Raw genomic sequence first — 25839 nt, forward strand, 5'->3', positions numbered from 1 at the left:
AAGCCGGGAATTTTCAACAGCCAGACCACGGCGATCGTCATGATCACACGCGTCAGTCCTATTTCTATTAATTTATGGGTGCTAATGATGTTAATTGTTTTATCGCCAGCCAAGTCGCTCGATTACACCACGCCAGTGACAACCGATGTTCACACTTTGCCTGATTTTATTGGGCATTCTGCAGATTTGGTTGAGATACTTAAAAAGTTATCGCCAGCCGAAGTTGGCGGACTAATGCATATTTCTGACACATTGGCGCACCTCAACGCCACACGATTCTCTTCATGGTCGACAACATTCAGTAACGCTAACGCCAGGCAGGCAATTCTGGCATTTAACGGAGACGTCTACGAGGGTTTTGATGCCAGCTCGCTCAATGCTAAGCAGTTAGCCTATACACAAAGCCGGGTACGCATTTTATCCGGCTTGTACGGGATGTTGCGACCGCTTGATCTGATGCAGCCATACCGGCTAGAAATGGGTACTAAGTTAGCGAACGCTGGTGGGAAAAATTTATATGCGTTTTGGCACGATACTGTGACGCTGGGATTGAATCAGCAACTCGCTGAGCTGAAGGCTGATGTTTTGGTCAATCTGGCGTCCGATGAATACTTCAAGGTAGTCAAGCCGAAAGTACTGGCTGCGAAGATCGTCGCCCCGGTGTTTGAGGATTGGAAGAATGGTAAATACAAGATTATTTCGTTTTATGCCAAGCGCGCACGCGGCTTGATGGCACGTTATGCGACCGTCAATAAAGTCACCGACCCTGAACAGTTGAAAGATTTTAATGTTGAGGGTTATCAGTTTTATGCGAAAGATTCAGATTCCAGCCGTTGGATATTTCGACGACGTCTGATTGATTGAGGCTATTTCAAAAAAATATCAATTTTCTGATGCTTAACAATGGATTTATTCCAGAGAATTTAAGTATTTATCTTAAGTAAGTCCGCATAATCGTTTATACGTCATTACATCCGTGTAGCCGTACCGTAGTACTGTCTGCGTAGGGGGGCTTATCTAAATAATTACGCGGTCTTACTTAGCTCAAGTTATATTCAAAATTTAGTCAATATCTTAATAAGTGTTCCATCGTTCCTTCTGCAAATGAGAAAGTCAAGTTGATGTATATCTGCTTGAATTAATCGTATTGACTTTCTTCCTCTATCTCTTCCCTCCTGCCTTTCCCTACCCGAGTCGTTCCTTAAGTAAGTCCGCATAATCGTTTATACGTCGTTGCTCCTTCTGGCCGTACAGTCGTACTGTCTGCGTCGGGGTGCCTAGTCTAAACAATTATGCGGACTTACTTATCAATATTAGCTATTTCGGCTATCTACTCCCTCCTTCGGCGCATTTTCTGATGAGTTTGAAGAGTGGCGATTTTTATTTTTAGAAAATAATTACATCAGAATTCATTCTGAAGATCGTTTTAAACTCATGAAAATATGTAGAAATTACTTGCCGTTGGCAGATGATTTTTTCGTTGTCTTTGATGAATAAATTACGAATATTTCAATGAGTATTATTAGGTTATTTAAAGGGAAATTCTTATTAATAAATGGCATTTATCTGCATTGAAATAAGAATTTTCTCGTATCTTTGAGAAGCCAACATTTTTATACTTTCACCTTTCTTACCTATGGTGGTTTTTATGGTTTGTCTTTATGTCGCCATAAAAAAATTTCTTGTGCCATTTTTAAATAGAGCGGTCTCGTACTAGAACTGTCGCACTGGGTAATTCAGTGACGTCAACAGTTTTAAAAAAATGTTGGGTGCTGATTTCTACGCGTTCTGAATGCCGCTTTAAAAAATTAATATTATCCCGCTTTTAATTTCGTCTTACTTCTGTATGCATAACGCGCTACTTATTTATTGGCTTAGGCATAGTTGTTTGATGTGACTTTAGGTTATGCACAGAGCGGATTTTCAGTAACAAAAATAAGGATTATTGATATGAAATTTGACTTAAAAAATCTGGTAGTTCGTACTGTACGTACGCTTTATTTGCCCCTGTTAATACTCGGCGGGACATCGGTTGCGCACGCGCAGCTGAGTGTTGGTAGCGATGCTATCAAGGCATCAAAGAGCGCACAGCAACCAATACAAGTTCATCTGACCGTACACAAAGTGCATTACGTCAATGGAAAAGAAATATTAAGTGCGGCGGTTGAAGCCGAACCCGGCGAGACCCTCGAATATCGCGCGGTGTATAGCAACACCGGCAGCGTTGCTTTAAGTGGGGTATTGGCAACATTGCCTATATCTCCAGGTGCAGTGTATATCGCACAAAGCGCCAAGCCGACTAAGGTGATGGCGCATACCAAAGACGGCGATGCATTTGCCGCAGTCCCTCTACAACAACAGATTGTTGCAGCAGATGGCAGTAGCAAAAACGTCGATGTTCCTTACGCCGATTACCGTGGTTTGCAATGGGATCTTGGTAGTTTGAAAGCCGGTGAAAAGAAAACGGTCGTTGCACGCGTAAGCATAGGTGCAGTCATTACCGCACCATAATTAATATTGTCCGTAGTAATAAATTTTATTTATATCTTTAATTAGGAGTGCATAAAAGATGTTTCCACCCCCTTATTTGACAGCGGCTTCTAGCCGAAACGACACTCGGGGCATTTCACCCCTCCTGCTGTTTTATTGTGTTTTTTTGTTCTGCGCGATGCTATTTTCATCAGCTGTGCATGCGGCCCTGCCACCACTGGGTGGTACTTCGATTGGCACGCAGGCATCTGCTACTTATTCAGTTGCGTCCGGACATGAGGTAAAAGTCTTATCAAATCCGGTTCAAACGTTCATTAAGAAAGTATATGGTTTGAGTCTGGAAGGATCGCAATATGCTGAGGGTAAGCAAGAATTACTGACTTCCGTGGTCAATACTGGTAATACCAAGATCACCAGGCTAGAACTTAAACTCGTCTCATTAATCGATGGAAAAACCTATAAAGTTGATGGTAAGCCTGTGTCAGTTGGAAAAAGTTTCGCATTCTCTGCGTCGACTATCGAAGCGGGTGCAATGTTCAGTTTTAAATCTGTCATTGACGCCGAAAAAGATGCGAAAGCGACGATCAAAGTTATTGGTTATGACGCGGATAATGCAGAAGTCGCTCATGCTGATTTGGAGCAAACATCGCGTTTCACTAATGACTTGGCATTCCATGTAACGCCACAAACATCCAGTATTAATTTACTGCGCAAGGATGAGAAGGAAGTTACTTTTGATTTGGGTTTGACGGCGCGAGATGCTCTTAAACAGAAACGTACAATGGCGTTTGAGATTGCATTAAACGACAAAGACGCTAAAGGCCTTGAGTTTCTACCAACTGACTACGAACTGACAATTCAAGATGGTGGTGGCTCTAAAGTCACCAGCTTTAAATTGAACGATGTAAAACCCTGGTCTGAAAGCGGAGAGACGCTTAATGCCAAGCTCATGCTTGTTAATAATACTTCCCTACGCTTGGTTATTGAGTTGAACGAAGTTGGCAATAGACGGGCGATGCTGAACTTTAAAGTCGCCGCAAAAAGCGATGCTGCCTTCGGCGTAAATAGATTCAACGCACGTTATGGCGAGGCTGTATGGGATTCTGGTGCTTTTGTTAATCAGAGCCGTGTCTCGCTGTCTGCTCCGGTGCAAGCCACTGTTATAAATCCTGATGCCGCCCTGCGTGCTGTCACTATGACGCATCAGGCGGATGCTCTCACGACCATTACTGCCGTTGCCGGACAAATTATCAACTTCCGCGCACTGGTTAAAAACACGGGCGGTTTGCCCGATACCATGATCCTTGGTCAAACGACCGATGCTGCATTCCCGGCCGGCACTATATTTACCTGGGATGACTCCAGAGTAACAACCAGCCTGACAGGGCAACACGAACTGGCATTGGATAGTCAAGAAGAGCTTTTAGTTACATTCTCTATCAAATTACCGCCGAGTGCCCCAACTCCTCCCACTGCGTTACGTGCGGATGTTCCAGATGTGAACCTCAAGGTTAGTCTGCATGCGCAACCAAAAGGCACGGAAAAGGTTGAACAAAAAACACTGGAATATAAGGTTGTACTGGGTAAGCGTAGCGTAGCGTTGAGTAGTGAGGGTGACAAGCTTGATCATCTGGTTGAGCCAGACAATGAGGCCACCATCCTCAAATTGACACTGAAAAATAATACGACTACCACTAGTGCGACATCACACGATTTGTACACGCTAGAGGCTAAGTCTGAAAAGGGGCTGGTTCTAAATGTGTATGCAATCGACGGAGCACAGTGCGGTGTTGTTCCAGATGTAGCGAGTGCAATCTTGGAGGGTACTAAGCTTCCAGCGGGTGGCTCGACAGATATCTGTGTAGCGGTGGTCGGAAAAAATGGTGGTTTGGGTGATCTGAACAGCAGTGCATTCACAGTGACTGCTACACCGAAACTAGTTAGTGCAACTCCCGCTGTCTTAACTCTCAACTTATACGCCGGAAAAATCGATACTAAGCCTGGAGAACTTGAGAAGAAAATCGCCCGCGGATCTTCCATTTCCTACGTCTATGAAATTGAAAATACCGGTGACGCCACACTGACGATTTTGAAAGCGGATGTCGTTCCAGAGAATAACCAGGGATGGCCTACAAAAATAGCACTGTTTGAAGGCGCGACCGATACTAAAGCAGACATTGACACGTTGGTAATGCAGCCGAAAGCGAAAGGCCGGATACAACTAACGGTTACTGTTCCCGTCACTACCAATCCTGGTGCGTACGCGGAAACTATCATGTCAGCCAAGGGGACGTATGCACATTCAAGCACCTTACGTACATTATTCTCAGGCCTTAAGTACACGACTCACGTGCAAACTGAAGGTGGGGCGCTGGTTAAGCAACAGGCTCTTGACCTGGAATGTAGCAAAACTCTGCCATCAACCTACGGTCAGGCAGCAATCGATGCTACGCCAGATCAGTGCGTTTGGTATCAAGTTCAATTTACCAATACAGGTACTGCTGCAATTGACAAGGTCACGATTGTCGACAGCGTATCAACCCACGCGAAATTGGTTGACGGCACCCAAACGCTGAAGTCGGAAGGGAAAAGTGTTGGAGAAATCAGCGTAGCTAACCGCGTCATCAATGCCGTGTTCAATAGTGCTGAGATCAAGCCAAACGGTACGCTTACTCTCGAGTATCAGATAAAGATCAAGAAGTAAGTATCACCGACATTGTGTCAACCTGTTCGAGTATGACGACCGCTTAACAATGAATGGCGTATGAAATATCACTTGTACGCCCGTTCAACCTAAGCAAATTTCGGTTTCGTATTGTTCTTCATCGCTGAAGCTTTAATCAGTGGCTGAGGTTACAGCTACTTAACTGATTCATAGAAGAAAAATTCAAAATCAGCTACTTAGTAGCTGATTTTGTGCAGATTCTCAGGAAACTGACGGCCATCTTCTGCGAGCGTTTTTTTGCAAACGTCATCGGTTCATTAGTACTCGCCCCTAAGAATTACGTGATTTAAGTCGCTGACTTAAATGTCGCGGGCTTAAATTTAATGAGTAAAAATTATGCGCACATCACTGCAATGGCTTCGTTTTATACGAGGTATGAGTTTGTTATTTCTCCTGTCAATCGCGTTGCAGGCCTACGCGCTTGCACCACTGGCTGGAACAATAATTAAGACAGAAGCCAAGGCGGCTTTTCAGTATGTTTCTGGAGTGACGGGCGATAGCGTTTCGAAACCTGTTCAGATAACTATTTTGCCGCTTGAGCATGCGATGTTCGACGCTGCTAAATCTGTGCAGGCATTACCAGGTCAGCGGGTTGTGATTCTGATGCAATTGCGCAATCTTGGTAACGTGATGTCGCACTACCAGTTTTCACTTAACAGCGCGGGTGCCTTTCAAATAGCGGATCCAAAGCTGTATCTCGACGTCAGGCAAAACGGGGCGTTCGATCCAGATTCGCCATTAATAGCAGCCTTGAGCGCCAATGCCGATCCTTCCCATGCAGGAACCCCATTAGCCCTCGCCGCTGGTCAGCACGCGACCCTGTTGCTGGTCGGTCGCATGCCGGCAGACGCCAGCGGTCGTATAACGCTGGAACTCAATACAGTGACGCAATTGCAAGCTGTACGTGCAAGCGCGCAGTTGACGCTTAACATCACCGATGGCGCGTTGGTGACTGTGCAACAGCAAGTTTCTTCGTTGTGGCCTGAACCCGGCGCAACGGTTGATTTCAGCGTAATCGCACGTAATCATGGCGATCGTGAGGCCGCAGGTACGAATGAGGTCAATGCTGAAAAAATCCATATTGATGGACAACTTAAAACGGTATTTTTGTTACGGCATATGGTGCCAACGGGCGCGTTTTATGTGCCAGGTACGTTGCGTCATAACGCTGCTAAAGGATTAAGTCTGTATCGGTTGGCTAGCGATCCATCCGGTCACTATCGCCAACTATCAACAACCCCACCGAAAGCAGATGATGCTGCGTCGGCCATTGAGTTGGCTGTAGCCCTTGATCAATTGGCGATGGATGCTACGCTACAGGCCAATTTCAGTATGCGTTTAGCGACTGATGCCGAGGCGATCATTGATGCCGTGGTTGAAGCTTATTTCAACCAAGGAAGCGTACGCAGTAACCAGATTAGCTTGCAGCCCGGTGCTGCCAAGACACCTGATGTAGTGCCGCTGGCAAAGGTTGTCGACATAGCAGTCGGCGAGATAGCAACGTATTCTTTTAGTGCACGCAATATAGGTGGAAAAGCGACCGATCCGGCGCAAGTGATGGTGATCCGACCTACGCTACCGGTAGGACTAAGTATCGTCAACGCCACTGCGGGCGCAGCTTGGGAATGTGACGTTAGCAGCACACCTCTGCAGTGCAGCACTAATCAAATACTTGAGTCCGGTAACGCGAGCACCGCGCTGACGCTGACCGTGCGGGCCGAACAAAATGCGCTGCCAGAAGGCGCTCTTGAAACGATATTAGAAGGCACGGTTACTGTCGAAGGTGGTGGTGAACCAATCCAGAATACAGGCAATAATCGGTTGACGTATGTTAGTCACGTCGGCGTTGGCGCGACGCTGAGCGGTCGGGTCTGGCGCGATACTGCGCAAAATGGCCGCTACGATGCTGGCGATCAATTGCTTTCCGGCTGGAAGGTTGAACTGCGTGCGGCGAACCTTGCCGGAGAGCCTGGCACCGTCATCAAAACGGTTAACACCGACGCTCAAGGTGCGTATCAGCTCACCGCCATCCCACCGGGCGGACCTTATCGCCTACGTTTTTTGTCGCCGCAAGGGATTTTGACAGGTACGCCGATGGATGGTGAAGATGGACAGCCGCAAGCCCAGGCGCAGCGTGACTTCAATAGCGGCGAGATGGAATATATGCACATCACTGCCGGTCGCACTTACACCGGGCAAAGTCTGGCGGTGTCGCCCAGCGGACGTGTCTATGACGCTACCACCCGTATGCCAGTGGATAAAGCCACGGTGCGCATGTCAACCGATCAAACGGCTTTTGATCCGGCCAAACATTTGATTGGTATCGATCACACCGGTGAGACCATGACTGATGAAGATGGATTTTTCTACTTTGCGCTGACGCCGCGGGCACCGGGCGGGGAATACCGTTTCGCGGTGAGTGCAGCCGGCTATAGTGAGGGGTTTTCCAAGCAATTGCCGCCGCAAGAGGCTCCGATACAGTTGCGTGCTACGAGCGCCGCAGTGCCGGGAGTGTTCAAGGCCTCACCTGGTTTTAACTTGCCTGCTGTCGGTGAGGTTGTCCGTTATTACAGTGCAATGCAACGTGATGTCGGCGCACCGCGGTTGGTCAACAATCTGCTTGCTATCGATTTAATACCGGACGCTACAAGTGGGCTGATGCTGCGTAAAAGTGCAGACCGTCCCGAGGTCGAATTGATCGATTTCGTTAATTACAAACTCGAACTCACTTATAAGGGGGCGAGGTCGCTAGACGGTTTCGAAATTCTCGATAACCTGCCTGTGGGCTTTGCGTATGTCGATGGTTCAGCGCGTATGCGCCTTAGCGGATCCGGGCAAACGTCGATCCAACCCGAAGTGCACCAAGGGCGTTTACGCTTTACTTCACCGCAGACCCAATGGACGGCCGATACGGCGATAGAGATCAGCTACCGTGCCCGAGTCGGCGCGGGTGCAAGTGAAGGCATGTTGGCGGTCAGTCGGGCGAAAGCCAGCAGCACCAATCTGGTGTCGAATGAGGCAATGGTCAGTCTGCGCGTGGTTGGTGGCGTCTTTACCAGCGATGCTTATATTCTTGGTCAAGTAGTTTTAGCGTGTAATGACAGCAACGCTAAAAAAGAACCGCAAGGTGTGCCTAATGTACGTTTGTATTTGGAAGACGGCAGTTTTGTCGATACCGATGAAGATGGAAAATACAGTTTTTATGGTGTCAAACCGCTTACCCATGTGATCAAACTTGATCCGACCACACTGCCGCCCGGTAGCGCGCCTATCCTTCTGGTGAATCGGCAAGCTGGTAACGCTGGCAGCCAGTTTGTCGATCTGCGTAATGGTGAGCTGGGACGCGCTGATTTTTCGCTGACGTGCAACGCCGCGATTGAGGCAGATGTACAAATGCGCCGTGAGCAAGCACAACAACGCGTACCCGAAATCCAGACAGCGTTGCAACGTCAGTTTGATGTGCGCGGGGTCGAAACTAACGTGGTCGATGTCAAAGGACGCACTGCGAGCGGTTTACTCAACGCGGTCGCAACTAATACGGTTAATGCAACCAATACGGTGCAGCCGAAGCAGTTAGCGCAATCCGCCGTGATTGCTGTAGTTGCTGACATTGCCGTTGTAGAAACCTCAGCGGAGGCCGCGCAAGCAACATTAGCAGCGGCAGATTTTGATCAGTTATTGCAGAGCGCCGATCCGGCCTTAGACTTCATCGATTTGCAAGAAGGTCAGCAACAACCAAGACGTCAGGTTAACGTCCGCGTCAAAGGGCCAATAGGGTCTGATCTGCGGCTTGATGTCAATGGCTTACTGATCAATATGGATCGTATAGGCACGCGTAGCGAAGTCGTATCGCGTCAGATTGCTGCGGTGGAGTATGTCGGTGTAGCCCTTCAGGCCGGTCTTAACACGCTTACCATCAGAGCTGGCGCGCAGACCAAAACCATTACCGTTATTGCCCCTGGTGATCTTGCACATGTAGTTATTACAGCAGCAGAACAGGCCATCGCCGATGGTAAAACACCGATCGGGGTGAAAGTGACAACGACTGACAGCGCTGGCCTGCCGATTACCGCACCGCATCTGGTCACCTTGACCACTACGGCGGGTCGCTGGGATGTGCTCGACAGCACACCCGACCAAGCTGGCGTTCAGGTTGTCATCGAAGGCGGTAGCGCAGTATTCCAATTGTTGCCACCGAGCGTGCCGGGCGACGCGATTGTGCAAGTTGTCAGCGGCCCGGTTTCTGCCCGGCATACCGTGCGCTTGAGTGCCGAAATGCGGCCGATGATCGCCGCCGGCATAGTTGAAGGTGTCATTAGCTTGCGTAATGGTCAGATCGAAACTGCTGGTTCTCACGATGGTTTTGAGCGTGAACTCAGCCGTATGGGCCGTGACTGGGATGGCGGTAAAACGCAAGCCGGTGCACGCGCTGCTTTTTTCCTCAAAGGCAAGGTCAAAGGCGAATATCTGCTGACGACCGCTTACGATAGTGAAAAAGAAGTCAAAGACAGATTGTTTCGGGATATCCAGCCTGATCGCTACTATCCAGTCTACGGCGACTCCGGTCAGCGCGGCTTTGATGCGCAGTCAACCAGCCGTCTTTACTTGCGCGTGGACAAGGAAAATAGTTATCTGGTGTATGGCGATTTCTTGACACAGGACGTCAATTCGGTGCGCCAATTAACCCGCTATCAGCGTGGCGTCACAGGACTGAAACACCACTATCAAAGTGCCGATGGTACGATCAACGCCAATGTATTCGCCAGCCGCGACAGTCTGGTGCAGCAGGTCAAGGAAATTGCCGCCGACGGTACGCGTGGACCGTTCGCCATGTTTGGCGCTGATTTCGTCGAAAACAGCGAGCGTATAGAAATCATTACCTACGATCGTAACCAACCCGGGATCGTGCTGACCACGCGCATGCAGGCGCGCCTTGCCGACTATGACATTGAGCCCTTGAGCGGTACTTTGCTCATGAAAGTGCTAGTACCGAGCCTCGATTCCAACGGCAATCGCAACTATATTCGCGTGACTTACGAATCGAATGGCAATGGCGCTAAGTTCTGGCTGTATGGCGGCGACGTCGAAGTCAAGGTCGCCAACGGAGTTACTGTTGGTGCCATCGCAGTCGAAGATCGCAATCCAGCACAGGTACGAACCTTGCGCGGAGCAACCTTGCAAACTGAAATCGCACCCGGAACAACGTTGGCCGCCGAACTGGCACAAACCGAAACCGCGAATGTGCACGGACAAGGCGCGCGAATCGAACTCCAGCATCAATCGGCCGATGTTAAAGCTCGCTTGCAAGCGGTGCATACCGATGCCGGATTCGACAACCTCAACGCCGCAGTGCCTGCAGGTAAGACCGATATTCGAGCTCAAGTCGATTATCGTCTGACTGAGCGCGATACGTTGAAAGCCGAATTGGTGAAGTCGCGTACAAGCGCGGGACAAAATACAAGTCTGGGCTCAGGTATCGGTGCCAGTTCAGGAATCAGTTCAAGTATTGGTTCTTCTTCAAGTTTAGGTAGCGGTATCTCCAACTCCGTCAGTACTGAACTAAAAGGATTGTTAGTCAGCGCAGAGCATGTTTTTGAAGGTGGTGTGCGCGCTGAAATCGGCAGTCGTATCGTCCGAGGACAAGCCACCAGCGCCGCAGTGGCAAACGATCTTAACTTGAACACGATGCGCGGCAAACTTACTACACCAGTACCAGGCTTCGCCAGCGCCAGTGTCTACACTGAATACGAACGTGATCTGCGCCATGCCGATCAACGCATGCTCGCTTTCGGCGGCAATTATCAATACAACGCCAGCACGCGCTTCTATGCTCGACACGAAGCGGTGTCGAGCTTGGGTAATCTGTATGAGTTGGGTGACCAAAAGCAGGGCAGCCAATACCGCAGCTTCGCAGGGGTGGAAACCGAATACATGAAAGACGCCAGCTTCTTCAGCGAGTACCGTCTCGGTAGTGCTATGGATGGCCGCGATGCGCAAGCTGCGATTGGTTTGCGCAACGGCTGGAGTCTGGCAGAAGGATTGCGCTTAAATACGAGTTATGAACGGACTCGGGGACTTTCCAATAATGGTACTAGCGCCAGTAGCAATGCTGATGCCACCGCAGTGACCGGTCAGATCGATTATCTGGCTAGTCCACGCTGGAAAGGCAGCGCCGGTATGGAAGTACGTCAAAGCGAGCGTGAGCGCGGCACGCTCAACACGCTAGGTATTGCCTTTAAGCTCGACCACGATTGGACTTTTTTAGGAAAAAACACGTTGTATCAAACCACCGGACGCGATGCTACGACAGGTGACGGTATGCGGATGCGTCAGCGCGTCGGCTTCGCCTACCGGCAGACCGACCACAACGCCATCAATGCGCTCGGCTATTACGAACACAGGTTGGAAAGCGGCAGCTTAACCTTGCTACCGGATGCACGACGTCAGGTCCATTTGCTGTCGACCCATGCCAGCGTAAAACCAAGCCGACCACTCACTCTCTCCGGCAGGTATGCCTACAAACATGTCAGTGAAGGTGGCGTGATCGACAGCCAATTACAGGGGCATTTGTTCTCTGGTCGGGTCAGCCACGATTTAACGCAAAAATGGGATACCAGTCTTGCCGCGTCCTTGTTTGCCGACAATGCAGGTCAACGCCGATATGCCTTGGGAGGCGAAGTCGGATATCAGATGCGCAATGATTTGTGGATATCCGGTGGGTATAACTTCTTTGGCTTCACCGACCGTGATTTTAGGGATATTGCTCAAACTACACAGGGTGTGTATCTGCGCCTCAGATACAAATTCGATGAGAACAGTTTCTAGTCTTGCAGTGATTTCTTAATAAGGTTGCAATATGTTGTTGATACGATTTCTATTGTTTTTTGTGTTGAGGATGCATGATTTTCTTTGCTCTAACTGGTCAGCATTGCCTACTAGGCCCGCAAACTTGTCTGATCGTCACGTGAAAAAACTGACGAGGGAGTCGCTAGCCGTTCGTGCCAAATATAATTTGTGTTGTTGGGTGTTGGTGGGCTTTGGAATGTTGATGCCATTGTTTGCGAATGCTATAAAGGTTCAATGGCACTCGACCGTCCCTGACTATGTAAATATGGGAGATTCGATATCGATACAGTTGAAGTATTCAGATAGAAGCTTTGATGCATGGCTCGTTGATTGTGAAATTTATTGGGAGGACCATAATGGTCAAAATGCTATCTATCTTTGGAAAAATAACTGGAATATTGGCGAAGGTGCGCGAAGCTGCGAACTTAAAAACGACTATGTCCCTATCCAGGGCAGTGTTACGTTTGCGGTAGAAAACAATGTATCCCATATAGCCCCTGGAAAAAAATTCAGAATAGTGGGTTACGTCAATCCGAATATGAGTGCAAAAAGTTATGTGTGGAAGGATGTTGAAGTTCGCCCCCTCATTGGCAGCTTCACCTCCGCCACACCGGATAGCAGTGTAAAGGGAAAAGTGACAATTAGCGGTGTCACTAAAGGCAACGGCGCAAACAGCATGAAGATATGGAGTTTTAAGGACAGCAAGTACGTTAAATCCACCGTTTCGGGCGATACCATCATATTGGAAGATCTGACGCCGGGTGAGCATAAATTAGGAGCTTATGTCTTTTACAACGACCTTCATGAAACACCGGCTAACAAAGAGCAAACCGTACATGTACTCGGTGGTACGTTCAATACGGCTACGGTCGAAGGCAATAAGGTACGCATAACCGGCAATATTGCAGGTGGTGCCACTGAGGTCCGCATATACAAAAGCACTAATTGGAACGACCCCGTTAAGTCGCTAACAAATATCACCAGTAATTTTGATTTCACTATTGATGATTTGTCGCCGGGAGCACATACCCTTTATGCCTATGCTTATCGCGGGGAACAGTTTCTTAATATTGGTAATAAAACGGTTACATTGGTGCGGCCAACGCCAGATACCCCGACCTGGATCAGTCCGAGCAGTGGTCCACAACAGCCAACTAGCGCCAATCCCTTAAAAATCAGCGGACGGACCGTTGTCGGCGTTACTAATGTCAACGTACAGACACGAGTTTCGGGTGCCGCCAATTGGTCTGGCATTAGCTACAAAACTGTCTCAGTTGGCTCTGATGGTCTTTTTAGTAACATCGAGGTTACTGACAGCAAGACATGGGAAAAAGGCAAAAGTTACGAAGTGCGATTCCAAGTTACGCGGGATGGTCGGTCATCTGAATGGTCGGCTGGACGCCAGTTTAACGTGCCATATGTACTCGGTGGTCAATTCGTTACAGCATCCGTCCAAGGCACTAATGTACGTATAACCGGTAATGTTCAAGGCGACGCCAATGAGATTCGTATATACAAAAGCACTGACTGGAACAATCCTGCCAAGACGGTACAGAACCTCACTAGTAATTTTGATTTCACTATTGATGATTTGTCGCCGGGAACACATACCCTCAATGCCTATGCTTATCGCGGGACGCAGTTCCTTGGTCTTGGTAATAAAACGGTCACATTGGTACGCCCAGCGCCTGGTACGCCGAGCTGGATCAGTCCGGCTGCCGGCAGTTGGCAAAAGCCATCTGCCAGCGCGCCCCTAACCTTTAATGGTCGGAGTATCGAAGGCGTCAATAAGGTCGAAGTACGGACCAAAGTGAGCGGCGAGGACAATTGGACAGCCACGGAGAGTCACTCTGTGCCAGTTGGTGCTGATCAAATGGTGAAGGACATCCCGATTGCGGCCAGTAAGAGCTGGGAAAACGGCAAGATTTACACCGTCGAATTCCGTGTTGAGCGCGATGCTCAGCAGTCTGGATGGGCGAGCCGTGACTTTAAAATTGATACAACGCCACCAAGCATTGTGTGGGCCACAGGGACAGACCCGATGGTCGGCCACGCTAGTCCGGGCAAACCATTTACGGTCAAAGTGGACGTCAGCGATGCGCTCAGCCGTGTCGATCCGGCGACAGTTAAATTGCGCTGGAAAACAGGCGCAGGCAATTGGTCGAGCGATGAGTTGATGATCAATGGGACCGGGGACCGCTATACGGCCCACATCGCTATACCGGCAATCACCAAAAATGGGGAACAGCTCACGCTACAGGTCAAAGCCACCGATAACGTTGGCAATGTGCTTGGCTACGCAGACAATCGCCAACACACCGTAACCGTGAGCAAGCCCGTCGTGAGCCTGAGTAAACCAGTATCGAACAGTTGGCACAACGGTCAAAAAATCAACGTCAGCGGAGTGATCAACGCTGCCGCTGAAATCGCATCGGTGAGCATCGGCCAGCGTCTAGGCGCTACGGGTGAGTATGGTTCCTGGCACTACCTTTGCAGCAACAAGGAAGCTTGCCGGGCAGCGAACAATACTTACCGCTTCGATGGCGTTGAATATAACCAACCGCTTTTGAAAAAAGACGTCGAAATTGTTGTGTTGGCCAAGGATGTACACGGCGTCGAAACGTATTCCACTGCGAATGGTCAGGCCAACGGCGTCGGGCTGCCTTTGCGTTACGACGGCAAAGCGCCAGAGATAACACTCGCCAGCGCCAAATGGCAGGCCGATGGCAGTCTCACAGTCAGTGGCACGGTCAGCGACGATGCCTCGGGACTGGGCACAGACGGTAAAGGTAAAGGTGCGATTGTATTGCGCTGGCAAGCGGAAAGCGATGGTCAGCGCACGGTTGATGCCAATGGCACGGGTGTCGGCGGTGCGGTAAGTTTTTCGCATACATTTGCAGCAGGTGTATTCCCGACTGCTAATGGTGCAACCTTTTCGGTGACCGCCAGCGATCAGGCTGGTAACACGAGTGCGGCAACAGAAGTAGCGGTTATTTCACCGATACCGAAATTAACCCTGAGCGTAAAGCAGTTGCAAACACCGCGCCACGCATGGTTTGTCAATGAAACGGTGGTCTATCGGTTGACGCTGGAGGTGGCCGCAGATTCTGCCTGTGCGTTGAATAGTCATTTGAGTTACGCACTTCCAGACCAGTTACAAAGACAGGTCAATACAGTGCTTACGCTTAACGTTAACCCAGCCACTGTTGTGGCGACGCTTGAGCCGACATGGACCGGTGGGCTCGGTCGTAAAAATCTGCTGGCTGCCGGGATCAATCTCTGTGCAGGCCAATCACTGACCGTTGACATACCGCTGGTCATCGCGACCAACGCTAGCGGACAGACGGCCATCAGCCGAATCGACGCTACAGCAGACGGTTTAACTGGACCAATTGCATTGGTACAAATAGCCAGTTTTACAGTCATGCCAGAGCAGGGCGCGCTGCGATTTGAAAAAAAGGTTGATAAGGACAGCGCCGCACCGGGTGAGGATCTGACCTACACTATCATCTTTAACAATATTTCAGAACAACATTTGAGCATGCGCGAAATAGCCGATAGCGTTGCGAGACATACACGTTTGCAGGGGATGCCTGAATGTGGTGAGATGCCGACAGGATTAAACTGTAAGCCTTTGACGCCCACTGCGGGAGCGCTAATATGGGAGTTTAGCGGTCAACTTGCCCCTGGAGAATTTGGCCAGGTTTTGTACAGAGTGCGAATTCAATAAGCTGGTAGCTTTCAGTAATGATTAATCTACTAGCATTAAGTGCACTAATGGATATGTATTTATTATCTATTAGTTGATTTGACGATAGATAATAATTGCTGCATTGGTGTGGTTTGACCTTTTTAGTTCTGACGCGTTAGAATGCTGGGTTATTAAAAAACTAGGTTTTACCTATGATGCGCCGTAATCTCGTAGCTGGTAATTGGAAAATGAACGGTAGCTTCCCTGCCAATGCCGCATTATTGGCAGAGATTAAGGCAGGCCTTGGGAAGGTCAGCTGCGATATCGCTGTTTGTGTTCCGTCGCTGTATCTCGCCCAATGCCAATCTGCGCTTGCGGGGACCGCGTTGATGTTAGGGGCGCAAGACGTATCGGCACATACTTCCGGTGCATACACAGGAGAAGTTGCCGCATCCATGTTGCTTGAATTCGATTGTAAATATGTCATTGTTGGCCATTCTGAGCGACGTGCGTATCATGGTGAATCTAGTGAGTTGGTGGCGCAAAAAACGCTGAGCGCTCTACAATCAGGACTGACGCCTATAGTCTGCGTTGGTGAGACGTTGGCGCAACGTGAGGCGGGGAAAACCAATGCAGTGGTTGGCGGTCAGCTAGATGCTGTATTGGCGTTGTTAGATGCTTCCTTGATCAGGAAAATAGTTATCGCTTACGAACCCATATGGGCGATTGGTACAGGGATGACGGCAACGCCGCAGATAGCGCAAGACGTGCATGCAGTTTTGCGCAGCAGAGTGGCCTTTGTAGACGGTGAATCTGCATCGGTTATAAAGATTTTGTATGGCGGTAGCATGAAGCCAGATAACGCAGCTGAATTATTGGCAATGCCAGATATTGATGGTGGCCTGATCGGTGGTGCTTCGCTGAAGGCAGTTGATTTTCTTTCCATTGCAGTAGCGGCCTGAATCACTGTGGTCCGGTTGTGCGTAGATTGCAGGTGGCAATTGAGATGAAAAACGATGTCACGGTATTAACAAGTTTTAAGAGTATTGACTCGTAAAAAAATAGAATTAACTATCCATTGGAAACTCACTAAATGAACTCAGTACTTACTATTATCGTTGTCGTTCAAGTCTTGTCGGCGTTGACGATCATTGGCCTTGTTTTGTTGCAGCACGGTAAGGGTGCTGACATGGGCGCGGCGTTTGGTTCGGGCGCTTCAGGCAGCTTATTCGGAGCAACTGGCTCATCTAATTTTTTGTCGAAATCTACGGGTCTGGCTGCGCTGATTTTTTTCTGCGCAACACTAGCTCTAGTGTATTTGGGTAGTCATCGCACTGCAGCAACTGGCGGTGTAATGGATAGTTTGCCGGCTGTAACTGCGCCTGCAGCCTCAATTCCGTCAACTTCGGTTCCTGCGGCAAGTGCATCAGCTGCTGCTAGTTCTGCTTCAAGCGCGGCTGCGGCGCCGATAAATTCGACTCCTGCAGGGCATGGCTCTGATCAGTCGAATCAAATCCCAAAATAAGTAGGTTTAGAGTGCAAATTGCTGGGTTTTAATCAAATTGTGCATTGAACAAAAATACTAAAACAGGTTAGAATACGGCCTCACGCCGACGTGGTGAAATTGGTAGACACGCTATCTTGAGGGGGTAGTGGCGAAAGCTGTGCGAGTTCGAGTCTCGCCGTCGGCACCAAGTTATAAAAGCCAGCAAAGTTATTTCGTATGCTGGCTTTTTATCGAGGAATTCAGAGGTTGATTGTGAAGGTGTCGTGTGTTGCGATTTTTGTTACGGGCTGCACGCGCTTACCATCTGATCACTTTTTAAAACGTGCAAACTATTGGCGAAAATTGTGAACCTCGAAAATTATTTCCCCGTCCTGTTGTTTATTCTGATTGGTATTGCGGTTGGTGTTATGCCGCAATTGCTCGGTCGTATCCTTGGGCCACATCGGCCCGATGCTCAAAAAAATTCTCCGTACGAATGTGGCTTTGAAGCATTCGAAGACGCGCGCATGAAATTTGATGTGCGGTATTACCTTGTCGCCATTTTGTTCATTTTGTTCGATCTGGAAACTGCCTTTTTCTTCCCTTGGGGTGTTGCAATGCGGGACCTCGGCTGGGCTGGCTTCATCACGATGATGGTATTCATCGCTGAATTTGTTGTCGGCTTCTGGTACATATGGAAGAAGGGCGCGTTGGATTGGGAGTAAGTCATGTCAATTGAAGGTGTATTGAATGAAGGGTTTGTCACTACAACAGCTGACAAACTAATCAACTGGACCCGTACCGGCTCTTTATGGCCAATGACGTTCGGTCTGGCTTGTTGCGCGGTTGAAATGATGCACGCAGGTGCCTCACGTTATGATATGGACCGCTTTGGTGTGATTTTTCGCCCCTCGCCACGTCAGTCGGATGTGATGATTGTTGCTGGTACGCTATGCAATAAAATGGCGCCCGCATTACGTAAAGTGTACGACCAGATGCCGGAGCCGCGTTGGGTAATTTCAATGGGTTCGTGCGCGAATGGCGGCGGCTATTACCACTATTCGTACTCTGTGGTACGCGGTTGTGATCGGATTGTGCCAGTTGATATTTATGTCCCTGGTTGTCCTCCTACCGCTGAGGCGCTTCTGTACGGCATTATTCAATTGCAAAATAAGATTCGCCGTACAAATACGATTGCGCGTTAAGAGAATAGAATGACGACGAAACTTGAAACCCTCGAAGCCGCCATACGCAATGTATTGCGCGATGATCTGCAAAGTCTGAATGTAGCCTTTGGAGAGGTAACTATCATAGTCAAGGCTGAGAATTATTTATCGGTCATGCGTGTGTTGCGCGATCATGTAGAAACGCGTTTTGAAGAGTTGATCGATTTGTGCGGTGTTGATTACTCAACTTATGGTGATGGAATTTGGGATGGTGCACGTTTTGCCGCTGTCTCGCATTTGCTCTCGATTGAGCATAATTGGCGATTGCGCGTACGTGTATTTGCGCCAGACGACGAGATGCCATTGTTGGCGTCGTTGACAAGTATCTGGTCTGCAGCTAACTGGTATGAGCGAGAAGCATTCGATTTCTTCGGTATTCTGTTTGAAGGGCATGACGATCTACGCCGCATCTTGACCGACTACGGCTTTATCGGTCATCCGTTCCGCAAAGATTTTCCTGTTTCCGGTTATGTCGAGATGCGCTATGACCCTGAACAAAAACGCGTTATTTATCAGCCTGTAACGATAGACCCGCGTGAAATCACGCCGCGTGTGATTCGTGAAGAAAATTACGGGATCAAATAATGGCAGAAATTAAGAATTACACACTAAACTTCGGGCCGCAACATCCTGCCGCGCATGGCGTTTTGCGTTTGGTATTGGAGTTGGATGGTGAAGTGATCCAGCGTGCAGATCCACACATCGGCTTGCTGCACCGTGGCACCGAGAAACTGGCAGAACAAAAAACTTATTTGCAATCGGTCCCTTATATGGATCGCCTCGACTATGTGTCGATGATGTGCAATGAGCATGGCTACGTGATGGCTATTGAGAGGTTGTTAGGGCTCGAAGTGCCTTTGCGTGCGCAATACATCCGCGTAATGTTCGATGAGATCACGCGTCTGCTCAATCACTTGATGTGGATCGGTGCACATGCGCTGGATGTTGGTGCGATGGCGGTCTTGTTGTATGCATTCCGAGAGCGCGAAGATTTGATGGATTGCTACGAAGCGGTGTCTGGCGCGCGTATGCATGCGGCTTACTACCGCCCCGGTGGTGTGTATCGCGATCTGCCAGATCAAATGCCACAGCACAAAGTGTCGATCGTTCGTAATGCAAAAGCGATAAAGGCCTTGAACGAAAATCGTCAGGGTTCGATGCTGGATTTCATTGAAGATTTTACCGTTCGATTTCCTACATACGTTGATGAGTATGAAACTCTGTTGACAGATAACCGTATTTGGAAACAGCGTTTGGTTGGTGTCGGTGTTGTTTCACCAGAGCGTGCAAAAGCGATGGGTTTTACCGGTCCAATGTTGCGCGGTTCAGGCATTGAATGGGATTTGCGTAAGAAGCAGCCATACGAAGTGTACGACTTGCTCGATTTTGATATTCCTGTAGGTAAAAATGGTGATTGCTATGACCGCTATCTGGTCCGTGTTGCAGAAATGCGTCAGTCAAATCGTATCATTAAACAATGCGTAGAGTGGTTGCGGAATAATGACGGTCCTGTGATGACAGACAATCATAAGGTCGCCCCATCGTCGCGTGTTGATATGAAGTCCAACATGGAAGAGCTGATTCATCACTTTAAGCTCTTTACCGAAGGGTTTCATGTCCCGCCAGGTGAAGCTTACGCAGCTGTAGAGCATCCAAAAGGTGAGTTCGGCGTGTACATTGTTTCGGATGGCGCGAACAAGCCATATCGTCTGAAAATTCGTGCGCCTGGTTTTCCACATTTGCAAGGGTTGAACGAGATGGCTAAAGGTCACATGATTGCCGATGCCGTTACTATCATTGGTACTCAGGATATTGTGTTTGGTGAGATTGACCGTTAATAACCTATTTAGGTGCTTCTTCAAAAACAATACTAACTAGCTAATTTCCGGTTGAGGAGCACAGCCGGAAAATATCCTGAGTATCACGAATATGATATCTGGTGGAGTAATTGGTCTTTAGAGATTTTTGAGCGAAAGCAATTCTTCGTGAATTTAGCGCGTTTACCGTGCTTACCGTGAATTTACCGATAACTAGCGCAGAACACAGCGTACGAATGGCCAACAATATGTTGTTAAGTCAAGAAACTTACAAAAAAATTGATCGCGAAGTAGCGAAATTTCCTACTGACCAAAAACAGTCGGCCGTGATGGGCGCATTGGCGATTGCTCAGGATGAAAAGGGCTGGCTATCGCCAGAAACTATGCAAGATGTCGCTGATTATCTCGACATGCCAGCAATCGCGGTGCAAGAGGTCGCGTCCTTTTACAACATGTACAACACCAAGCCAATCGGAAAACACAAGATTACGATTTGTACCAATTTGCCGTGCCAATTGTCTGGCGGCGAAAGAGCCGCGTCGCATCTGAAGCACAAGTTGGGAATTAATTACCGTGAAACGACTGAAGATGGTCAATTCACGTTGATGGAAGGCGAATGCATGGGCGCTTGTGGTGATGCTCCGGTGCTCTTGGTTAATAACAAGCGCATGTGTAGCTGGATGTCGAATGACAAGATTGATAGCTTGCTGGCGGAATTGAAAGAATTGAGCCCAACATGACTAGTCTTCACAATCGCCACATTAATCCTTTGATACTTGCAGATTTAAATGGCGACAATTGGCATTACGCAGATTACGTCAAACGTGGTGGTTATTCTGCATTAAAGAGGATTCTGAGCGAAGGCATTACGCCGGAGCAAATCATTGCAGAACTGAAAGCTGGCTCCCTACGTGGACGTGGTGGTGCTGGTTTTCCGACTGGATTGAAGTGGAGCTTTATGCCCCGTCAATTCCCTGGGCAAAAATATCTGGTTTGTAATACCGACGAAGGCGAGCCCGGCACGTTCAAAGATCGCGACATCATTCGCTACAATCCGCATGCATTGATTGAGGGTATGGCCATTGGTGCGTATGCGATGGGTATCACTGTCGGTTATAACTATATTCATGGCGAAATCTGGTCTGGCTATGCCCGTTTCGAAGAAGCTTTGGACGAAGCCCGAGCTGAGAATGCGCTCGGGGATAATATCTTCGGTAGCAGTTTCAACTTTCAATTGCATGCCTTCCACGGGTATGGCGCATATATCTGCGGTGAAGAAACTGCTTTGCTGGAGTCGCTTGAAGGTAAAAAAGGGCAGCCGCGCTTTAAACCACCATTCCCTGCCAGTTTCGGTTTGTACGGCAAGCCAACTACGATCAATAACACTGAGACTTTCGCAGCCGTTCCTTTCCTGTTGAACATGGGTGGCGAGGCTTATGCTGGTATAGGTAAGCCGAACAATGGTGGGACTAAAATTTTCTCAATATCAGGCGACGTCGAATTGCCAGGTAATTATGAAGTGCCACTAGGTACGCCATTTGCCAAGTTACTAGAGCTTGCGGGTGGGATGCGCGGCGGCAAGAAAATTAAAGCCGTTATTCCTGGCGGTTCTTCGGCGCCAGTTATTCGGGGCGACGTAATGATGGATACCGACTTGGATTACGATGCAATTGCTAAAGCAGGGTCGATGCTCGGTTCTGGTGCTGTGATTGTGATGGATGAAACACGTTGTATGGTCAAGGCATTGCAACGGTTATCGTATTTTTATTTCGAAGAATCCTGTGGTCAATGCACGCCATGCCGTGAAGGAACCGGCTGGTTGTATCGCTTGGTACATCGGATTGAATCAGGTGAAGGTCGCCCGGAAGATATTGAGCTATTAGATACAGTTGCTGGCAATATTATGGGCCGTACGATTTGTGCTCTCGGAGATGCTGCCGCGATGCCGGTGCGCGGATTCTTGAAGCATTTTCGCGAAGAATTCGAATATCACATTGAGCACAAGCACTGCTTAGTGCCGGCTTATGTTTAAGGACATCGCTACAATTCAATGAATATCCATTTGGCGAAATCATTTGTCTTTGTGGCGGCGTAACTCAGAATAGTAAGCAAAAATACTTAGGCAAGAAAAGCAAAAGTCATGGTCGAAATCGAAATAGACGGCAAAAAAGTAGAAGTCCAAGAGGGCAGCATGGTAATGGATGCTGCCAACAAAATTGGTACTTATATCCCCCATTTTTGCTATCACAAAAAACTATCCATCGCAGCTAACTGCCGCATGTGTCTTGTCGAGGTGGAAAAAGCGCCGAAGGCCTTGCCTGCCTGCGCCACGCCAGTTAGTGCTGGCATGATAGTGCGTACAGCCAGCGAAAAGGCAGTTACTGCACAAAAGAGTGTGATGGAATTCCTGCTGATTAACCATCCGCTTGATTGTCCTATTTGCGATCAAGGTGGCGAGTGTCAATTGCAAGATTTGGCAGTTGGCTACGGTAAATCTTCCTCGCGTTACGACGAAGATAAACGTGTGGTCACTCCAAAAGATGCCGGGCCATTGATCTCAATGCAGGAGATGAGCCGCTGTATTCAATGCACGCGCTGCGTTCGATTTGGTCAGGAAATTGCTGGTGTGATGGAATTCGGGATGGTTGGTCGTGGTGAGCATTCCGAAATTACGACTTTTGTCGGTAAGACGGTGAACTCCGAGCTTTCTGGCAATATGATTGATCTATGCCCGGTCGGTGCATTGACTTCCAAGCCTTTCCGTTATAGCGCACGTACTTGGGAATTGTCGCGTCGCAAGTCAGTCAGCCCACATGATGGCCTAGGCGCTAATCTGATTGTTCAGGTTAAGTCTGGCAAAGTGATGCGTGTACTGCCGCTGGAAAATAACGATGTTAACGAATGCTGGTTATCAGATAAAGATCGCTTTGCTTACGAAGGTTTAAATAGCGCCGAGCGCTTGACCAAGCCAATGTTGAAGCAAGATGGGAAATGGCAAGAAGTTGAATGGCAAACAGCGCTGGAATATGTCGCGCATGGATTGCGTAACGTCCGTCACGAACATGGAGCCGATGCGATTGCCGCGTTAGGTACGCCGTATTCAACGCTAGAAGAACTGTCGCTATTGCAAAAAGTAGTGCGTGGACTTGGATCTGAAAATATCGATTTCCGCACCCGTCAATCAGACTTTGCCTTAGATGGCAAGGTCACCCCTTGGCTCGGAATGTCAATCAATGAATTCGCCGAACTTGATCGTGCGTTCGTGATTGGTTCATTCCTGCGCAAAGATCACCCGTTGTTGTCTGCGCGACTGCGGTTGAGTGTCAAACGTGGTGCGAAGTTGAGTATCCTTCATGCTACTGACGACGATTTGTTAATGCCGGTTGCTAATAAGATGATTGCTTCACCATCCGCTTGGGCAGCTATGCTTGGTGAAGTTGTGGCCGCGGTTAGCCAGGCTAAAAATGTCGATGCACCTGTCGGTTTCGAAAATATAATTCCATCGATCAGCGCCAAGCAAATTGCGACTAGTTTGTTATCGGGAGCATCGAAAGCAGTGCTACTCGGTAATGCGGCTGCGCAACATCCACAAGCCTCGCAACTACATGTTGCGGCACAATGGATCGCAGAGCAGACTGGGGCCAAATTTGGGTACATGACTGAGGCTGGCAATACGGTCGGTGGTTATTTGGCTAAGGCAATTCCTGCCAGCGGTAAAGGTGCTAACGCGCAAAGTATGTTTGCGCAACCACGCAAGGTATATGTATTGCTGAATGCTGAGCCAGAGTTCGATAGCTTTAATCCACAAGTAGCGCGTGCCGCACTTGAACAGGCCGAAATGGTCGTAGTTTTATCCGCTTATAAGCACGGAGCAGATTATGCTGACGTGCTGCTACCTATCGCGCCATTTACAGAAACTTCCGGGACTTTTATCAATTGCGAAGGTCGTCCGCAAAGCTTTAATGGCACTGTGCGCCCATTGGCGGATGCACGACCTGCGTGGAAAGTATTACGCGTATTGGGGAATTTACTCAGTTTGCCGGGTTTTGATTACGATACTTCCGAAGCGATTCGGACTGAAGTACTCGGTAACCTTAACGTTGCGGGAGTAAATCTGCAAAATATCCTCAATAATTCCTCCGATGATCCGTTGCAAGCACCACCACAAGTTGAGATTGGCCCTGTTGAGCGTGTCGCTGATGTTCCTATCTATTTCGCGGATGCAATAGTTCGTCGTGCCGTATCGCTGCAAAACACTACCGATGGACAACCTCCACGAGCGTGGTTGCCTGCAATGCTTGCTGAAAAACTAGGTATCGTGAACGGTGATCGGGTTAATGTAAAACAAGGTCAGGGTGTCGCATCATTACTAGCGGTAATCGATCATGGCTTGCCTGGTAATGTTGTACGTGTAGCTGTGGCACATGCATCGACTACTGCACTTGGTGCGATGTTTGGTCCTATCGTTGTGGAGAAAGCATGATGGATCAATTTATAGCGACCATCAATGCGGCTGGCGCAAATCATCTGGGGATTGTCTGGCCGTTGATTTGGAACGTCATCAAGATTGTTATTGTAGTTGTGCCTCTGTTGCTGTGTGTTGCCTACCTGACATATTGGGAGCGTAAGCTAATCGGTTGGATGCACATTCGGCTCGGCCCAAATCGTGTCGGACCTTTGGGATTATTGCAACCGATTGCAGATGCGTTAAAGCTGCTACTTAAAGAAGTAACTTTGCCATCGCGCGCAAATAAATATCTTTTCTTTATTGCTCCGATTATGACGATCATGCCTGCACTTGCTGCATGGGCGGTGATTCCATTTGGTCCTGAAACCGTATTGGCTAATGTGAATGCGGGCTTGTTGTTCGTGATGGCGATAACTTCAATGGAAGTCTACGGCGTGATCATTGCTGGTTGGGCCTCTAACTCAAAATACGCATTTCTTGGCGCTATGCGGGCCTCTGCCCAAATGGTGTCGTACGAAATTGCGATGGGTTTTGCTTTGGTTATTGTCTTGATGGTATCCGGTAGCTTGAATTTGATGGATATTGTTATGGGACAAAGTAAAGGGCGTTTCTACGATATGGGCTTAGGTTTTTTGTCTTGGAATTGGCTGTCGTTGTTACCAGTATTCGTGATCTACTTTATCTCAGGTATTGCCGAAACTAACCGCCATCCATTCGATGTGGTAGAGGGCGAATCTGAAATCGTTGCTGGTCACATGATTGAGTATTCGGGTATGTCGTTTGCCATGTTTTTCCTGGCTGAATACGCGAACATGATCTTGATCTCGATTCTGACGGCATTGTTATTTTTAGGTGGCTGGGCATCGCCACTGCAAATCTTAGATTTTATCCCTGGCTGGATTTGGTTAGGTGCAAAGACGTTCCTGGTGGTATCAATGTTTATCTGGATAAGAGCATCTTTCCCGCGTTACCGGTATGACCAGATCATGCGGCTGGGCTGGAAAGTATTTATCCCGCTGACACTCGCGTATCTCGTGATCGTCGCTGCCTGGATTCAAAGTCCGTGGAATATCTGGAAGTAATGGAAGGT

At 48.6% G+C, this 25839-nt stretch carries 15 protein-coding genes and 1 tRNA gene; all 16 read left to right on the forward strand.

What is annotated here, in order from left to right; all coding sequences use genetic code 11:
- The first annotated feature begins 87 nt into the window (after nt 1-87).
- Nucleotides 88-864: a peroxide stress protein YaaA gene (gene yaaA / locus ACVBEF_RS10120; RefSeq protein WP_447123841.1), complete on the forward strand. Its 777-nt coding sequence runs from the start codon at nt 88-90 to the stop codon at nt 862-864.
- Between the two features lie 1086 nt (nt 865-1950).
- Nucleotides 1951-2511 (forward strand): hypothetical protein, encoded by a 561-nt coding sequence (locus tag ACVBEF_RS10125; protein ID WP_447123815.1) that lies wholly within the window; start codon nt 1951-1953, stop codon nt 2509-2511.
- Between the two features lie 157 nt (nt 2512-2668).
- The gene (locus ACVBEF_RS10130; RefSeq protein ID WP_447123816.1) at nt 2669-5194 is read left to right on the forward strand and encodes a hypothetical protein; all 2526 of its coding nucleotides are present in this window, start codon (nt 2669-2671) and stop codon (nt 5192-5194) included.
- A 402-nt stretch (nt 5195-5596) separates the two neighbouring features.
- On the forward strand, nt 5597-12040 hold the full coding sequence (locus ACVBEF_RS10135) for an SdrD B-like domain-containing protein (protein ID WP_447123817.1): 6444 nt from the start codon (nt 5597-5599) through the stop codon (nt 12038-12040).
- A 559-nt stretch (nt 12041-12599) separates the two neighbouring features.
- A complete protein-coding gene (locus tag ACVBEF_RS10140; protein WP_447123818.1) occupies nt 12600-15791 on the forward strand; it encodes a hypothetical protein in 3192 nt (1063 codons plus the stop codon).
- A gap of 176 nt (nt 15792-15967) precedes the next feature.
- Nucleotides 15968-16714, forward strand: a complete 747-nt coding sequence (gene tpiA, locus ACVBEF_RS10145; protein ID WP_447123842.1) for a triose-phosphate isomerase — start codon at nt 15968-15970, stop codon at nt 16712-16714.
- A gap of 131 nt (nt 16715-16845) precedes the next feature.
- Nucleotides 16846-17277: a preprotein translocase subunit SecG gene (secG, locus tag ACVBEF_RS10150; RefSeq protein WP_447123819.1), complete on the forward strand. Its 432-nt coding sequence runs from the start codon at nt 16846-16848 to the stop codon at nt 17275-17277.
- Nucleotides 17278-17361: 84 nt separating this feature from the next.
- Nucleotides 17362-17446, forward strand: a tRNA-Leu gene (locus tag ACVBEF_RS10155).
- A gap of 157 nt (nt 17447-17603) precedes the next feature.
- A complete protein-coding gene (locus ACVBEF_RS10160; protein ID WP_108439673.1) occupies nt 17604-17963 on the forward strand; it encodes an NADH-quinone oxidoreductase subunit A in 360 nt (119 codons plus the stop codon).
- A 3-nt stretch (nt 17964-17966) separates the two neighbouring features.
- The gene (locus ACVBEF_RS10165) at nt 17967-18443 is read left to right on the forward strand and encodes a NuoB/complex I 20 kDa subunit family protein (RefSeq protein WP_014005578.1); all 477 of its coding nucleotides are present in this window, start codon (nt 17967-17969) and stop codon (nt 18441-18443) included.
- 9 nt (nt 18444-18452) lie between these two features.
- Nucleotides 18453-19049: an NADH-quinone oxidoreductase subunit C gene (locus ACVBEF_RS10170; RefSeq protein WP_447123820.1), complete on the forward strand. Its 597-nt coding sequence runs from the start codon at nt 18453-18455 to the stop codon at nt 19047-19049.
- The gene (locus ACVBEF_RS10175) at nt 19049-20302 is read left to right on the forward strand and encodes an NADH-quinone oxidoreductase subunit D (RefSeq protein WP_447123821.1); all 1254 of its coding nucleotides are present in this window, start codon (nt 19049-19051) and stop codon (nt 20300-20302) included. The genes ACVBEF_RS10170 and ACVBEF_RS10175 overlap by 1 nt, the downstream gene beginning before the upstream one ends.
- A gap of 215 nt (nt 20303-20517) precedes the next feature.
- A complete protein-coding gene (gene nuoE / locus ACVBEF_RS10180) occupies nt 20518-21021 on the forward strand; it encodes an NADH-quinone oxidoreductase subunit NuoE (protein ID WP_447123822.1) in 504 nt (167 codons plus the stop codon).
- The gene (nuoF, locus tag ACVBEF_RS10185) at nt 21018-22313 is read left to right on the forward strand and encodes an NADH-quinone oxidoreductase subunit NuoF (protein WP_447123823.1); all 1296 of its coding nucleotides are present in this window, start codon (nt 21018-21020) and stop codon (nt 22311-22313) included. The genes nuoE and nuoF overlap by 4 nt, the downstream gene beginning before the upstream one ends.
- Before the next feature lie 108 nt (nt 22314-22421).
- Nucleotides 22422-24764, forward strand: coding sequence for an NADH-quinone oxidoreductase subunit NuoG (nuoG, locus tag ACVBEF_RS10190; protein ID WP_447123824.1), 2343 nt, complete (start codon nt 22422-22424; stop codon nt 24762-24764).
- Nucleotides 24764-25831, forward strand: coding sequence for an NADH-quinone oxidoreductase subunit NuoH (nuoH, locus tag ACVBEF_RS10195; RefSeq protein ID WP_447123825.1), 1068 nt, complete (start codon nt 24764-24766; stop codon nt 25829-25831). Before nuoG ends, nuoH begins: the two co-directional genes overlap by 1 nt.
- Nucleotides 25832-25839: the final 8 nt, after the last annotated feature.

The sequence above is a fragment of the Glaciimonas sp. GG7 genome (assembly GCF_052976905.1).